General features: G+C 57.0%; 14 protein-coding genes. 10 read left to right on the forward strand and 4 right to left on the reverse strand.

What is annotated here, in order from left to right; all coding sequences use genetic code 11:
* Nucleotides 1–23 precede the first annotated feature (23 nt).
* From prfC to ACEPLT_RS03090, 5 genes are all read left to right on the forward strand, one after another.
* Nucleotides 24–1613, forward strand: a complete 1590-nt coding sequence (gene prfC / locus ACEPLT_RS03070; RefSeq protein WP_008502076.1) for a peptide chain release factor 3 — start codon at nucleotides 24–26, stop codon at nucleotides 1611–1613.
* Nucleotides 1614–1912: 299 nt separating this feature from the next.
* Nucleotides 1913–2530, forward strand: coding sequence for a molecular chaperone OsmY (osmY, locus tag ACEPLT_RS03075; RefSeq protein ID WP_008502075.1), 618 nt, complete (start codon nucleotides 1913–1915; stop codon nucleotides 2528–2530).
* A 127-nt stretch (nucleotides 2531–2657) separates the two neighbouring features.
* Complete coding sequence (locus ACEPLT_RS03080) at nucleotides 2658–2819, forward strand: DUF1328 domain-containing protein (protein WP_003856556.1); 162 nt, start codon at nucleotides 2658–2660, stop codon at nucleotides 2817–2819.
* 120 nt (nucleotides 2820–2939) lie between these two features.
* On the forward strand, nucleotides 2940–3992 hold the full coding sequence (locus ACEPLT_RS03085) for a patatin-like phospholipase family protein (RefSeq protein ID WP_008502074.1): 1053 nt from the start codon (nucleotides 2940–2942) through the stop codon (nucleotides 3990–3992).
* Nucleotides 3989–4771, forward strand: a complete 783-nt coding sequence (locus ACEPLT_RS03090; RefSeq protein ID WP_074173162.1) for a TatD family hydrolase — start codon at nucleotides 3989–3991, stop codon at nucleotides 4769–4771. Before ACEPLT_RS03085 ends, ACEPLT_RS03090 begins: the two co-directional genes overlap by 4 nt.
* Here ACEPLT_RS03090 and ACEPLT_RS03095 read toward each other — a convergent pair.
* Together ACEPLT_RS03095 and ACEPLT_RS03100 are read right to left on the reverse strand one after the other, a co-directional pair.
* Nucleotides 4766–5626, reverse strand: coding sequence for a YjjW family glycine radical enzyme activase (locus ACEPLT_RS03095; RefSeq protein ID WP_232928506.1), 861 nt, complete (start codon nucleotides 5624–5626; stop codon nucleotides 4766–4768). The two genes, ACEPLT_RS03090 and ACEPLT_RS03095, sit on opposite strands and share 6 nt — an antisense overlap.
* A complete protein-coding gene (locus tag ACEPLT_RS03100) occupies nucleotides 5601–7148 on the reverse strand; it encodes a YjjI family glycine radical enzyme (RefSeq protein WP_232928504.1) in 1548 nt (515 codons plus the stop codon). The genes ACEPLT_RS03095 and ACEPLT_RS03100 overlap by 26 nt, the downstream gene beginning before the upstream one ends.
* 262 nt (nucleotides 7149–7410) lie before the next feature.
* On the opposite strand from ACEPLT_RS03100, the gene deoC reads away from it, so the two are divergent.
* The 4 genes from deoC (at nucleotide 7411) to deoD (ending at nucleotide 11714) form a co-directional block, all read left to right on the forward strand.
* A complete protein-coding gene (gene deoC, locus ACEPLT_RS03105; protein WP_003856543.1) occupies nucleotides 7411–8190 on the forward strand; it encodes a deoxyribose-phosphate aldolase in 780 nt (259 codons plus the stop codon).
* 101 nt (nucleotides 8191–8291) lie between these two features.
* A complete protein-coding gene (deoA, locus tag ACEPLT_RS03110) occupies nucleotides 8292–9614 on the forward strand; it encodes a thymidine phosphorylase (protein WP_021240582.1) in 1323 nt (440 codons plus the stop codon).
* A 53-nt stretch (nucleotides 9615–9667) separates the two neighbouring features.
* Entirely contained in the window at nucleotides 9668–10891 is a 1224-nt protein-coding gene (gene deoB, locus ACEPLT_RS03115; protein ID WP_232928502.1) for a phosphopentomutase, read from the forward strand.
* Between the two features lie 103 nt (nucleotides 10892–10994).
* Nucleotides 10995–11714, forward strand: a complete 720-nt coding sequence (gene deoD / locus ACEPLT_RS03120) for a purine-nucleoside phosphorylase (RefSeq protein ID WP_003856538.1) — start codon at nucleotides 10995–10997, stop codon at nucleotides 11712–11714.
* An 85-nt stretch (nucleotides 11715–11799) separates the two neighbouring features.
* On the opposite strand, the gene lplA is transcribed toward deoD, so the two are convergent.
* Together lplA and ACEPLT_RS03130 are read right to left on the reverse strand one after the other, a co-directional pair.
* On the reverse strand, nucleotides 11800–12816 hold the full coding sequence (lplA, locus tag ACEPLT_RS03125; protein WP_039023920.1) for a lipoate--protein ligase LplA: 1017 nt from the start codon (nucleotides 12814–12816) through the stop codon (nucleotides 11800–11802).
* A gap of 39 nt (nucleotides 12817–12855) precedes the next feature.
* The gene (locus ACEPLT_RS03130) at nucleotides 12856–13500 is read right to left on the reverse strand and encodes a YtjB family periplasmic protein (protein WP_008502067.1); all 645 of its coding nucleotides are present in this window, start codon (nucleotides 13498–13500) and stop codon (nucleotides 12856–12858) included.
* A gap of 117 nt (nucleotides 13501–13617) precedes the next feature.
* Between ACEPLT_RS03130 and serB the strand changes: the two genes are divergently transcribed.
* Nucleotides 13618–14586 carry a phosphoserine phosphatase gene (gene serB, locus ACEPLT_RS03135; RefSeq protein WP_021240580.1) on the forward strand — a complete coding sequence of 323 codons (969 nt, stop codon included), beginning with the start codon at nucleotides 13618–13620 and terminating at the stop codon, nucleotides 14584–14586.
* The last annotated feature ends 24 nt before the right edge of the window (nucleotides 14587–14610 follow it).

Here is a 14610-nt window from a genome sequence, read left to right on the forward strand (position 1 = left end):
CGCTTATAAAAGAAGATTTAATTATGACGTTGTCTCCTTATCTGCAAGAGGTGGCCAAGCGCCGCACTTTTGCCATTATCTCGCACCCGGATGCCGGTAAAACGACCATCACTGAGAAGGTGTTGCTGTTCGGACAGGCGATTCAGACTGCGGGTACCGTTAAAGGCCGTGGCTCCAGCCAGCATGCAAAATCCGACTGGATGGAGATGGAAAAACAGCGTGGTATTTCGATCACCACCTCCGTGATGCAGTTCCCGTATCACGACTGCCTGGTGAACCTGCTGGACACCCCGGGTCACGAAGACTTCTCCGAAGATACCTACCGTACCCTGACGGCGGTGGACTGCTGTCTGATGGTGATCGACGCCGCGAAAGGTGTAGAAGATCGTACCCGTAAGCTGATGGAAGTCACCCGTCTGCGCGATACGCCGATCCTCACCTTTATGAACAAACTCGACCGTGACATCCGCGATCCGATGGAGCTGATGGATGAAGTGGAAAACGAGCTGAAGATCGCCTGTGCGCCAATCACCTGGCCAATTGGCTGCGGTAAGCTGTTCAAAGGGGTTTATCACCTCTATAAAGACGAAACCTACCTGTATCAGACCGGTAAAGGCCACACCATTCAGGAAGTGCGCATCGTGAAAGGTCTGGACAACCCGGATCTGGACGCGGCGGTCGGCGAAGAGCTGGCCGCACAGCTGCGCGACGAGCTGGAGCTGGTCAAGGGCGCGTCTCACGAATTCGACAAAGAGCTGTTCCTGAGCGGCGAAATTACCCCGGTCTTCTTCGGTACCGCACTGGGTAACTTCGGCGTTGACCACATGCTCGACGGTCTGGTGGAGTGGGCGCCGCAGCCGATGCCGCGCAAAACCGACACCCGTGAAGTGGAAGCGAAAGAAGAGAAGTTCACCGGCTTCGTGTTTAAGATTCAGGCCAACATGGACCCGAAACACCGTGACCGCGTGGCCTTTATGCGCGTGGTGTCCGGTAAGTATGAAAAGGGCATGAAGCTGCGCCAGGTGCGTATCGGGAAAGACGTTGTCATCTCCGACGCGCTGACCTTTATGGCGGGTGACCGTTCGCACGTTGAAGAGGCCTATCCGGGCGACATCATCGGGCTGCACAACCACGGCACCATCCAGATCGGTGATACCTTCACCCAGGGCGAAATGATGAAGTTCACCGGTATTCCGAACTTCGCGCCGGAGCTGTTCCGTCGCATTCGTCTGCGCGATCCGCTTAAGCAGAAACAGCTGCTGAAAGGCCTGGTTCAGCTCTCCGAAGAGGGCGCCGTGCAGGTCTTCCGCCCAATCGCGAACAACGATCTGATCGTGGGTGCGGTCGGCGTGCTGCAGTTTGACGTGGTCGTTGCGCGCCTGAAGAGCGAATACAACGTAGAAGCGATTTACGAATCGGTGAACGTCGCGACCGCGCGCTGGGTTGAGTGTTCTGACGTGAAGAAATTCGAAGAATTCAAGCGTAAGAATGAAGTTCAGCTGGCGCTGGATGGCGGCGATAACCTGACCTATATCGCGCCAACGATGGTCAACCTGAACCTGACGCAGGAACGTTATCCGGACGTTCAGTTCCGTAAAACCCGCGAGCACTAATCCCCTCTCAGAGCACGGCATTCGCTGTGCTCTTCTTTATTTCCTGTCTTATTAATCCCTTGCGGAATGTTCTTAATTCAACGCAATTTCACGCTATTCGCCCATTTTTTACCCAATTCTGAAAGCGGCTCTGTGAGAGTGATCTATATTTAACTCAGTGTTTAACACCGGGCGTGGATAAATTAACTGTTCAATGCATGGCTTTAGGTTATCCATTTTGCTCGTGTGTTTATTCGCAATATATATCACTACTAAGGAAGTATGTAGCCCGAATAACGGGTCAACACAGGAATAGATCGATGAATATGACAAGACTGAAGATTTCTAAAACTCTGCTGGCTGTAACACTGGGTAGCGTTCTGGTGAGCGGCTCCGCCCTGGCGGAAAGCAGCACCATGGATAAAGCACAATCCACGGCCGATAGCGCAGGGCAAAAAATCGATAGCTCTATGAATAAAGTCGGCAATTTCATGGATGACAGCTCTATCACAGCAAAAGTGAAGGCCGCACTGGTGGATGATGAAGCCATCAAGAGCACCGATATTTCCGTTAAGACCGACAAGAAAGTGGTCACGCTGAGCGGCTTTGTTGAAAGCCAGGCTCAGGCTGAACAGGCGGTGAAAGTGGCGAAAGGCGTCGAAGGCGTCGCCTCCGTCAGCGATAAGCTGCACGTCCGTGACGGCAAAAACGCGTCGGTGAAAGGTTATGCCGGTGATGCAGCCACCACAAGCGAAATCAAAGCTAAACTTTTAGCAGATGACATCGTGCCGTCCCGTAAGGTGAAAGTGGAAACCACCGATGGCGTGGTTCAGCTTTCCGGTACGGTAGATTCGCAGGCGCAAAGTGAACGTGCCGAGTCCATCGCGAAGGCGATTGATGGTGTGAAAAGCGTTAAAAACGATCTGAAAACGAAGTAAATCTTGACCATTCGCCCGTCTGGCTAAACCCTGCGGGCGAAATAAGAACGACTCTGGAAAAACGCCGGTGAGTGACCTGAGCGCTCACGTTTAGCGGCCGACATTAACTATGGTAAAGGAGAAGCTTATGTTTCGTTGGGGCATTATATTTCTGGTTATCGCGTTAATTGCCGCCGCATTGGGCTTTGGTGGACTGGCAGGTACAGCGGCATGGGCAGCTAAAATTGTCTTCGTTGTGGGTATTATTCTGTTCCTGGTCAGCCTGTTTACAGGGCGTCGACGTCCATAGCAAACGCAATATTCCGTCAACAAAATAAAGCCAGTCACTGTGACTGGCTTTTTCTTATTTGCGTAACAGGTCGGGTGCGTTACTGTGGTGTTATAAAATAATCAAAACAGGAAAGCAGAGGTGGGGCAACGAATTCCCGTTACGCTCGGCAATATTGCGCCGCTGACGTTAAAACCGTTTCGCGCGGGTCAACTCGCGCTGGTCTGCGAGGGTGGCGGACAGCGCGGCATTTTCACCGCTGGCGTGCTGGACGAATTTATGCGCGCGCAGTTCAACCCCTTTGACCTTTACTTCGGCACCTCTGCCGGGGCGCAGAACCTCTCTGCCTATGTCTGTAACCAGCCCGGCTACGCGCGAAAGGTCATCATGCGCTACACCACGGCGAAAGAATTTTTTAACCCGGTGCGGTTTGTGCGCGGCGGCAACCTGATCGATCTCGACTGGCTGCTGGAGTCAACCTCCAGCCAGATGCCGCTGGCCATGGATACTGCCGCCCGTCTGTTTGATAGCGGTAAAGAATTCTGGATGTGTGCCAGCCGGGGCGATGACTATTCGCCGGGCTATTTTTCGCCTCAGAAAGAGAACTGGCTGGACATTATCCGCGCCTCCAGCGCGATCCCCGGCTTTTATCGTACCGGTGCCCTGCTGGACGGTATTAGCTATCTGGACGGGGGGATCAGTGACGCGGTGCCGGTGCAGGAAGCCGCCCGTCGCGGGGCGAAAACCATTGTGGTGATCCGTACCGTACCGTCGCAAATGTATTACACCCCGCAGTGGTTTAAGCGGATGGAGCGCTGGCTGGGCGACAGCAGCCTGCAGCCGCTGGTGAACATCGCGAAGCAGCATGAAACCACCTACGGCGCGATGCAGCGCTTCATTGAGAAACCGCCGGGCAAGCTGCGTATTTTTGAAATTTATCCGCCTAAGCCGCTGCTGAGCATGGCGCTGGGCAGCCGCGTTCCTGCGCTGCGCATGGATTACAAAACGGGGCGGCTGTGCGGGCGCTACTTCCTGGCGACGGTGGGGAAAATGCTGGCAGAGCAGCCGCCGCTTCATCGCCATAAACGCATTATTACGCCGCCTGCGATTGTCGCCAACGACGCCCTGACGGTGCCGCTGGTGGACATTCCGCAGGCGAATGACGCTTTACTGGATAACGAGGATCTGGCGTGATGCACCGCTTTGTCGATACCCATTGCCACTTTGATTTCCCGCCGTTTACGGGAGATGAAGAGCAAAGCATTGCGAAAGCGGCCGAGGCAGGCGTTCAGGCCATTATTGTGCCTTCAGTGGAAGCGGCTTACTTTTCCCGGGTGCTGGATCTTGCTGCACAGCACCCCGCGCTCTATGCGGCGCTCGGCCTGCATCCGATCGTGATTGAGCGGCATCGGGATGAGGACATTGAGCGACTTGATGAGATAGTGCAGACCGCAGGCGACAAGCTTGTCGCCATCGGCGAGATCGGCCTCGATCTTTATCGCGAGCATCCGCATTTTGAGCGCCAGCAGACGATCCTCGACGCGCAGCTCAGGCTGGCGAAGCGTCACGATCTGCCGGTGATCCTTCATTCAAGACGCACGCACGATAAGCTGGCAATGCACCTGAAGCGTATCGATTTGCCGCGTAAGGGCGTCGTGCATGGTTTCTCAGGCAGCCTGCAGCAGGCGCAGCGTTTTATCGAGCTGGGCTACAAAATCGGCGTTGGGGGCACCATCACCTATCCGCGCGCCAGCAAAACCCGGGACGTGATGGCACAGCTGCCGCTGTCGGCGCTTCTGCTGGAAACCGACGCGCCGGACATGCCGCTGAACGGTTTTCAGGGCCAGCCGAATCGTCCGGAACAGGCGGCGCGCGTGTTTGCCACCCTGTGCGAACTGCGAAAAGAGACTGAAGAGGCCATAGCCAGTGCGCTGCTGGAAAATACGCGTTCGGTATTTGGCATCACGCTATAGATAAAGCGCCGGACGGATCACCGTTATCTTCTGTTTTTCCAGCGCCCGCGCCAGCGGTTCAACGTCTTCCGGCGTGGCGCTGCGCCATGACGCCGCCTCGCCGTACACGCCATGCGCATGAAACGCGTTGATGCGCACCGGCACGTTTCCAAGCCCGTGGATAAACGCCGTCAGCGGCTTCAGATGTTCCAGATAATCACACTGTTCCGGAATCACCAGCAGGCGGAGCTCCGTTAAACGATTACGATCTGCCAGCCAGCGGATACTCTGCTTGATCTGCGGGTTTTCGCGCCCGGTCAGGAAGCGGTGGTGTTCGTTCCCCCATGCTTTCAGGTCCAGCATCGCGCCATCCAGTACCGGCAGCAGCTTTTGCCAGCCGGTTTCGCTTAACAAACCGTTGCTGTCGACCAGGCAGGTCAGATGATGCAGAGCAGGATCGGCTTTGATCGCGGTGAACAGCGTCACTAAAAACGGCAATTGCGTTGTGGCCTCACCGCCGCTCACGGTGATCCCCTCGATAAACGGTGCGGATTTGCGGATCTGTGAAAGGATCTCCTCCACGCTCAGGCGGTGCGCCATAGGCGTTGCCTGCTGCTGGCACAGGTGCAGGCAGGTGTCGCACTGCTGGCAGTCACTCTCCTGCCACCAGACGCGTCCCGCCTGTATGGTCAGCGCGTCGTGCGGGCAGTGGGGCACGCAGTCCCCGCAGTCGTTGCAGCGGCCGATTGTCCACGGGTTGTGGCAGGTTTTACAGCGCAGGTTGCAGCCCTGCAGGAACAGGGCCAGGCGGCTGCCCGGCCCGTCCACGCAGGAAAAAGGGATGACCTGACTAACTAAAGCGCATCTGCTGTTCATGGCTTATCACGCGCGGCTGACGTTCCAGAATACGGGTATTGCGCGCGGCTTCTTCACCCAGCCAGGTGGTATTGGTGCGCGATCCGGCTTCCCGGTACTTCTCCAGATCCGACAACCGCACCATATAACCGGTAACGCGCACCAGATCGTTACCCGCGACGTTGGCGGTAAACTCGCGCATCCCCGCCCTGAACGCGCCGAGACAGAGCTGGACCACCGCCTGCGGGTTACGTTTTACCGTCTCATCCAGCGTCAAAATATCGCTGATCCCGGAAGCGTAGTGCTTGTGGTGCGGCGCCACCGCCAGCAGGTGGCTGATGGGATCCGGCTCGTCGCCGTAGGGCAGGCGCGCGCCCGGCGTGGTGCCCGAGTCAGAGCTGATCCCCGACTGCGCATGCAGCATCGCGCGCTGCTTCCAGCCGTGTTTCACCGGCGTGTTTTCGACAAACGCCGCAAGCTGTTCGCTGATGCGATAGCCCAGCGCGTTGGCCTGCTCGTCTTTGCCGTAACGCCCAGTCATCCCGGCTTTCTCACAGAGCACGTTTACCGCTTCTGCCAGGCCGTACATGCCAAACATCGGCACAAACCGATCGGCATCAATCAGCCCCTCTTTCACCAGGAAGCTATTCTCAAAGAAGCCGGATTGTTGATACAGGAAATCGCAGCGGGCATCGATGATGGCCATTTGCTGCTGGCAGTAATGCGGGAGGGCGCGGCTGAAGAAGTCTTCCATTGACGTACTGTGTTCGGCGATGGCCTTGAGGTTGAGGCGCACCAGGGTGCTGCCACCGCCTGCCAGAGGCAGGGAGTTGTAACAGCTCACTACGCCGTAATGGCCTTTTGTGAAAATTTTATCATTCACCGGGCCATTACAAATATGCGGTTTGCTGCATTCACATATGTTTTTCGCCACCTCAAGCAGCAAATCATCCGGGGTGATCGCTGGATCATAAATAAAGGTCAGGTTCGGCGCGACCTGCTTCAGCTCTGCATCGGCACGCAGAATGGCGCGCGTGACGGGGGTATCTTCCGGCCCGATATTGGCATGCATAAAGGCATCGGGCAACGTACGGTCGAGATAGCGCCAGAAACGTTTTATTCGGCTATTGATTTCTTCTTGTGTTAGAATTCTAACATAAGGTTGCAGCAACGCATCAAGCTGACCGAGATAGACCGGCATCGATGTGACGGACGGAACATGGTGGTAGAGGATGGTTAACAGTGAGAGGGCGTCGTCGAGATCTTTTGCCCCTTCCAGCTCCAGCCATTCTGAACCATTAGCCAGAAATTTTGCGTAATCCGGCAGAACGTAACGGGGTTTGTAAGGCGCATGGCCTTCGAACATGTCGCAGATGAACCCCTCGTCCAGCGCGGCGCGCGCAGCTTCAGGAAGTGCCGGATACGGCAGGTTGTTTTCCGCTTCCAGCGCCAGAAAAGGACGTTTTTGTTCCGGGGATAACACCGGGCTTGTCACAATCTGCTGGCAACGTTGTTGCAGGGCGTCGGGGCTGGAGTGGGACATGTTCGCTTCCTTGAGTGTTCTGCGGATGATGAACGGATTGTAGAAAGCCTGCCTGTCGGCACTTTTGATCCGACAGGGGGTATCGCTGCTTTAGTCCGCAATATGCGCGCTAAAGTTTGAAGAAGATCTCATTACAGTAATGCAAATTTGCACGCAGTTTTCATTAACTGTGATGAATGTCGAAGTGTGGATGCGGGTGGATGTTAGAATACTCACAGACCCGCAAGGTAAAATTTATACGGCACTGCCGTTGGAGAATGTTATGACCGATTTAACTGCAAGCAGCCTGCGCGCGTTGAAACTGATGGACCTGACTACCCTGAACGATGACGACACCAATGAGAAAGTCATCGCTCTGTGCCATCAGGCGAAAACGCCGGTGGGCAACACCGCAGCCGTCTGTATCTACCCGCGCTTTATCCCGATTGCCCGTAAGACGCTGAAAGAGCAGGGCACCCCGGACGTGCGCATTGCAACCGTCACTAACTTCCCGCATGGCAACGATGATATCGAGATTGCGCTGGCAGAAACCCGCGCGGCGATTGCCTACGGCGCAGACGAAGTGGACGTGGTGTTCCCGTACCGCGCGCTGATCGCCGGCAACGAGCAGGTCGGTTTTGACCTGGTGAAGGCCTGTAAAGACGCGTGTGCGGCGGCAAACGTGCTGCTGAAAGTGATCATCGAAACCGGCGAGCTGAAAGAAGAGGCGCTGATTCGTAAAGCCTCTGAAATCTCCATCAAAGCCGGTGCGGATTTCATTAAAACCTCTACCGGTAAAGTACCGGTAAATGCGACCCCGGAAAGCGCGCGCATCATGATGGAAGTGATCCGCGACATGGGCGTGTCCAAAACCGTGGGCTTCAAACCTGCGGGCGGCGTGCGTACCGCGGAAGACGCGCAGCAGTTCCTGGCGATTGCCGACGAGCTGTTCGGCGCCGACTGGGCCGATTCCCGTCACTACCGCTTCGGCGCCTCCAGCCTGCTGGCCAGCCTGCTGAAAGCGCTGGGTCACGGCGACGGTAAGAGCGCAAGCAGCTACTAAGTTTGAATTGCCGGGTGGCGCCACGCTTACCCGGCCTACCCGGATCGTGGTCGGGTAAACCGTACCCGCCACCATTCACCCGATTCCTCATGGGGGTTACCGTGTTTCTCGCACAAGAAATTATTCGTAAAAAACGTGATGGTCATGCATTAAGCGACGAAGAGATCCGCTTCTTCATCAACGGCATTCGTGATAACACCGTCTCAGAAGGGCAGATTGCGGCTCTGGCGATGACCATTTTCTTCCACGATATGTCGATGCCTGAGCGCGTGTCGCTGACCATGGCGATGCGAGATTCAGGAACCGTTCTGGACTGGAAAAGCCTCAACCTTAACGGCCCGATTGTGGATAAACACTCCACCGGCGGCGTGGGCGACGTGACCTCCCTGATGCTTGGCCCCATGGTGGCAGCCTGTGGCGGTTATATCCCGATGATCTCCGGGCGCGGCCTGGGCCACACCGGCGGTACGCTCGACAAGCTGGAAGCCATTCCGGGCTTCGATATCTTCCCGGATGACAACCGCTTCCGCGACATTATTAAAGACGTTGGTGTGGCGATTATCGGCCAGACCAGCTCTCTTGCTCCGGCAGACAAGCGTTTCTACGCGACCCGCGACATCACCGCGACCGTTGACTCCATCCCGCTGATCACCGCCTCTATCCTGGCGAAGAAGCTGGCAGAAGGGCTGGACGCGCTGGTGATGGACGTGAAGGTAGGCAGCGGCGCGTTTATGCCAACCTATGAACTCTCTGAGGCGCTGGCCGAAGCGATCGTTGGCGTCTCCAACGGCGCGGGCGTGCGCACTACCGCACTGCTCACCGACATGAACCAGGTGCTGGCTTCCAGCGCCGGTAACGCCGTCGAAGTGCGTGAAGCCGTCCAGTTCCTGACGGGGGAATACCGCAACCCGCGTCTGTTCGACGTCACCATGGCGCTGTGCGTGGAGATGTTAATCTCCGGCAAGCTTGCCAAAGACGACGCCGACGCCCGCGCGAAGCTACAGGCGGTACTGGACAACGGCAAAGCGGCGGAGATCTTTGGCCGCATGGTTGCGGCGCAGAAAGGGCCAACCGACTTCGTCGAAAACTATGCGAAGTACCTGCCGACCGCGACGCTCAGCAAAGCGGTGTATGCCGACAGCGAAGGGTTTGTCTCGGCAATGGATACCCGCGCGCTGGGTATGGCGGTCGTGTCTATGGGCGGCGGCCGTCGTCAGGCGTCAGATACCATTGATTACAGCGTCGGCTTCACCGATATGGCCCGTCTGGGCGACAGCGTTGACGGCCAACGTCCGCTGGCGGTGATCCACGCCAAAGATGAAGCCAGCTGGCAGGAAGCGGCGAAAGCGGTGAAAGCGGCCATTACGCTTGACAATAAAGCGCCGGAAACCACACCGACTGTCTATCGCCGTATCACCGAATAGCGGTATACTGATCTGATCGATAATTTTTGAAGCACTACGTACGGAGAACAATTATGAAACGTGCATTTATTATGGTGCTGGACTCATTCGGCATCGGCGCAACCGAAGATGCGGAACGTTTTGGTGACGTGGGTTCCGATACCATGGGTCACATCGCGGAAGCCTGTGCGAAAGGCGAAGCGGACAACGGTCGTAAAGGCCCTCTGACTCTACCTAACCTGACCCGCCTTGGGCTGGTGAAAGCGCATGAAGGTTCTACCGGTAAAATCGCAGCCGGGATGGACGGCAATGCGGAAGTCGTGGGCGCCTATGCCTGGGCGCACGAGCTCTCCTCCGGTAAAGACACCCCGTCTGGCCACTGGGAAATCGCCGGTGTGCCGGTGCTGTTCGACTGGGGTTACTTCTCCGATCACGAGAACAGCTTCCCGCAGGAGCTGCTCGATAAGCTGGTGAAGCGTGCCAACCTGCCGGGCTACCTCGGCAACTGCCACTCCTCCGGTACCGTGATTCTGGACCAGCTCGGCGAAGAGCACATGAAAACCGGCAAGCCGATTTTCTACACCTCTGCTGACTCCGTGTTCCAGATTGCCTGCCACGAAGAGACCTTTGGCCTGGATAAACTCTACGAGCTGTGCGAAATCGCCCGTGAAGAGCTGACCGAAGGCGGCTACAACATTGGCCGCGTGATCGCGCGTCCGTTTATCGGCGACAAAGCGGGTAACTTCCAGCGTACCGGTAACCGTCACGATCTGGCCGTTGAGCCGCCGGTGCCAACCGTGCTGCAGAAGCTGGTCGATGAGAAAGACGGCCACGTGGTGTCCGTGGGCAAAATCGCGGATATCTACGCTAACTGCGGCATCACCAAAAAGGTCAAAGCGACCGGACTCGATGCGCTGTTCGATGCCACCATCAAAGAGATGAAAGAAGCGGGCGACAAGACCATTGTCTTCACCAACTTCGTCGACTTCGACTCCTCCTGGGGTCACCGACGCGACGTAGCGGGTTATGCTGCGGGTCTTGAGCTGTTCGACCGCCGCCTGCCGGAGCTGATGGAGCTGGTGGGTGAAGATGACATTCTGATCCTGACCGCGGACCACGGCTGCGATCCAACCTGGACCGGTACCGATCACACCCGTGAGCACATTCCGGTGCTGGTGTACGGCCCGAAAGTGAAGCCGGGTTCGCTGGGTCACCGTGAAACCTTCGCGGACATTGGCCAGACCCTGGCGAAATACTTTGGTACGTCTGACATGGAATATGGCAAGGCCATGTTCTGATGTCATTGCCCGGTGGCGCTTCGCTTACCGGGCCTACGGTTTTGTAGGCCGGGTAAGGCGTAGCCGCCACCCGGCAAAAACAACAAGTTAAAAGGAACTGAAGATGGCAACTCCTCACATTAATGCAGAAATGGGTGATTTCGCTGACGTCGTATTGATGCCGGGCGACCCGCTGCGCGCGAAGCACATTGCAGAAACCTTCCTGGAAGACGTGCGTGAAGTGAACAACGTTCGCGGCATGCTGGGCTTCACGGGTACTTATAAAGGCCGCAAAATCTCCGTTATGGGCCACGGCATGGGTATCCCATCCTGCTCCATCTACACCAAAGAGCTGATCACCGATTTCGGTGTGAAGAAAATCATCCGCGTAGGCTCCTGCGGTGCGGTGCGTATGGACGTTAAGCTGCGTGACGTGGTGATCGGCATGGGCGCGTGTACCGACTCTAAAGTCAACCGCATCCGCTTTAAGGATCATGACTTTGCGGCCATCGCTGACTTTGACATGGTGCGTAACGCGGTTGACGCGGCAAAAGCGCTGGGCGTTGACGCGCGCGTGGGCAACCTGTTCTCTGCCGATCTGTTCTACTCGCCAGAAGGCGACATGTTCGACGTGATGGAAAAATACGGCATCCTGGGCGTGGAAATGGAAGCGGCCGGTATCTACGGCGTAGCGGCTGAATTCGGTGCGAAAGCGCTGACCATCTGCACCGTATCTGACCATATCCGTACCCACGAGCAGACTACCGCTGCCGAGCGTCAGACCACCTTCAACGACATGATCAAAATCGCGCTGGAATCCGTTCTGCTGGGCGATAAAGAGTAAGAGCTGTTGTGCCGGGTGGCGGCCTCGCCTGACCCGGCCTACGGTTTTGTAAGCCCGCTAAGCGCAGCGCCAGCGGGCTTTTTTACTAGCGCACGGCCTGTGCAACCCATGCTGACAAATCCCTTAACTCTTTTTCCTGCTCCGGAAAATCGCCGATCAGCGCATCACACTCCTGCTGCAACATATCCGCCCGATACAAACAGCCCTGCAGACGAGCGGCTAACGCCTCTAACGGTGCCGGATTGAGACTATCCGTAAAGACCTGCGTGCGGGTGATATGGCCTTTCTCCACGTCGAAGTGCAGCTCCACGCCGCCCCAGGTAAACCGTTCGTCCAGCAGATGGGAAAAGGCAGGGGCCTGACCGAAGTTCCACTCCCAGCTGCTCTGGCGCGCAAAGGTTTCCGCGAAGTTGGGCAGGTCCGGTGTTTTGTCAGGGGAGATCGCTTCAGCTTCTACCCGCTCGCCGTAATGTTCGAAGAAGGCTTCACGAATCGCATCGCAAATCTGCTCGTGAGTAATCCCGGGCAGCAGTTCCACCAGATTCGCCACGCGCCCGCGCACGGAGGTGATGCCCTTAGCCTGTAGCTTTTTCTTATCTGGATTAAGGTAGTTAGCCAGACGGCTGAGATCGGCGTTCAGCAGCAGGGTGCCGTGGTGGAATCCGCGATCCATTGTTTCGCGATAGGCAGAGCCGGATACCTTGCGGTCGCCATCGGGTGTTTTGACCACCAGATCGTTACGTCCGGAGGCTTCAGCCGTCACGCCGAGCGAATTGAGCGCGTTGAGGACGATGGACGTTGAGATGGTTTTGTCGTATTCCGGTTTGCCCGCCATAAAGGTAAAGCAGGTATTGCCCAGATCGTGGAATACCGCGCCGCCGCCGCTGCTGCGGCGCGCCAGACGGACGTTGTCCTCTTCCATACGGCGGGTGTTGCACTCTTTCCACGGGTTTTGCGCACGACCAATAACCACCGTATCGGCATTGCGCCAGAGAAACAGTACGCGCTGGGTGGCAGGCATCTGGCGGAAGATGCACTCCTCCACCGCCAGGTTAAACCAGGGATCGTAAGAGTCAGAGATAAGCAGGCGTAACGTCGACATGGCAGAGTTCCTTTTCCGAATCATTCGCCTACTTTATCACTATTCTTTCTTCTCGCTCTCTTCGTCTTCGGGGACTGACCGGCTGGCGGTCAGCAGGAACGGGGATTGCTGCCAGCGCGTGCGCTTGCCGCGAAGCAGGGTACGCGCCAGCACAACGCCGATGGCGAGTGAAAGCAGCAGCATCAGGCGTAGAATGTTGGTGGTATTATCGACCTGTTTGGCTTCAGTGGGCAGGGTGTGGGTATCAAGGGTGAGGCGCAGATAGCCCAGCGGGCCATTCTTCCCCTGAATAGGTTCAACAAGCTGTTGGTTGAAGTAGCCGCCGGCTTTTTTGCCGTCCAGCGCCAGCCTGTCTCGCACGTCGACGTGCTCACCCGCGCGGGCAATCAGGTTGCCTTGCTCATCATAGACACCGGCATCAAGAATGCGGCTGTTCTCCGTGAGCAGGCGTAAAACCTGGCCTATCCGCTTCTCGTCAGGCGTTTCGTTACGCATGGACGGCGCGACGTTGAGCGTGACCTGGCGTGCCAGCGTGCGGGCCAGCTCTTCAAACTGCGGGTTGCGTTGCCGTTGATGGTTCTGGCTAAACCACGATGCCCCTTGCATCAGCACCACTAAGAGTGCGAGACAGGAAAGGACAATCACGGCGCGATGGAGCCGGAATTTCAGTTTTGCGCGAGCCATATTCCACCTGCTGAAAATTTACGGCTTAATGTTGCCAGAAGTGATGGTTACAGGGTAGCCTCATGCGTTATTTTCCCTCTGCAACCTTCCGGCGCGAACGAAATTACAGGAGCTTTAATGCCGAACATTACCTGGTGTGACCTGCCAACGGATGTCTCTTTATGGCCAGGATTGCCGCTCTCTTTAAGTGGCGATGAGGTGATGCCTCTGGATTACCACGCCGGTCGTAGCGGCTGGCTGCTGTACGGACGCGGTCTGGATAAGCAACGCCTGACCCAGTATCAAACCAAACTGGGGGCCGCGATGGTCATCGTCGCCGCCTGGTGCGTGGAAGACTACCAGGTCATTCGCCTGGCGGGCTCTCTGACCCAGCGCGCCACGCGCCTGGCGCATGACGCCGGGCTGGATGTCGCACCGCTGGGTAAAATTCCGCACCTGAAAACGCCTGGCCTGCTGGTCATGGACATGGACTCTACCGCCATTCAGATCGAGTGTATCGACGAAATTGCGAAGCTGGCGGGCAGCGGCGAGCTGGTGGCTGAAGTCACCGAGCGTGCGATGCGCGGCGAGCTGGATTTCACCGCCAGCCTACGACAGCGCGTGGCGACCCTGAAAGGGGCCGATGCCAACATTCTGCGTCAGGTGCGCGATGAACTGCCCCTGATGCCAGGGCTGACGCAGCTGGTGCTGAAGCTGCAGTCCCTCGGCTGGAAGGTGGCGATCGCCTCCGGTGGCTTCACCTTCTTCGCGGATTATCTGCGGGAAAAACTGCATCTGACCACGGTGGTGGCCAACGAGCTGGAGATCATGGACGGCAAGCTGACCGGCCAGGTGATCGGCGATATTGTGGATGCCCAGTACAAAGCCAATACGCTGACGCGCCTCGCGGAAAAATATGAAATTCCGGTTGTCCAGACCGTCGCCATCGGTGACGGCGCGAACGACCTGCCGATGATCAAAGCGGCCGGCCTGGGCATTGCCTACCATGCCAAGCCAAAAGTGAATGAAAAGACGGAAGTGACTATCCGTCACGCTGACCTGATGGGGGTGTTCTGCATTCTCTCCGGCAGCCTTAATCAGAAATAACGGTCTGCTTTGTAGGCCGGGTAA

It is taken from the genome of Enterobacter sp. fkY84-1, from assembly GCF_052974705.1.

Excerpts from the sequence above, each read along its gene's own strand:
- lplA (WP_039023920.1), bottom strand. The coding sequence starts at position 12,816 with ATGTCGACGTTACGCCTGCTTATCTCTGACTCTTACGATCCCTGGTTT.
- ACEPLT_RS03130 (WP_008502067.1), bottom strand. The coding sequence starts at position 13,500 with ATGGCTCGCGCAAAACTGAAATTCCGGCTCCATCGCGCCGTGATTGTC.
- prfC (WP_008502076.1), top strand. The coding sequence starts at position 24 with ATGACGTTGTCTCCTTATCTGCAAGAGGTGGCCAAGCGCCGCACTTTT.
- deoB (WP_232928502.1), top strand. The coding sequence starts at position 9,668 with ATGAAACGTGCATTTATTATGGTGCTGGACTCATTCGGCATCGGCGCA.
- ACEPLT_RS03080 (WP_003856556.1), top strand. The coding sequence starts at position 2,658 with ATGTTTCGTTGGGGCATTATATTTCTGGTTATCGCGTTAATTGCCGCC.
- serB (WP_021240580.1), top strand. The coding sequence starts at position 13,618 with ATGCCGAACATTACCTGGTGTGACCTGCCAACGGATGTCTCTTTATGG.
- osmY (WP_008502075.1), top strand. The coding sequence starts at position 1,913 with ATGAATATGACAAGACTGAAGATTTCTAAAACTCTGCTGGCTGTAACA.
- ACEPLT_RS03100 (WP_232928504.1), bottom strand. The coding sequence starts at position 7,148 with ATGTCCCACTCCAGCCCCGACGCCCTGCAACAACGTTGCCAGCAGATT.
- ACEPLT_RS03095 (WP_232928506.1), bottom strand. The coding sequence starts at position 5,626 with ATGAACAGCAGATGCGCTTTAGTTAGTCAGGTCATCCCTTTTTCCTGC.
- deoC (WP_003856543.1), top strand. The coding sequence starts at position 7,411 with ATGACCGATTTAACTGCAAGCAGCCTGCGCGCGTTGAAACTGATGGAC.
- deoD (WP_003856538.1), top strand. The coding sequence starts at position 10,995 with ATGGCAACTCCTCACATTAATGCAGAAATGGGTGATTTCGCTGACGTC.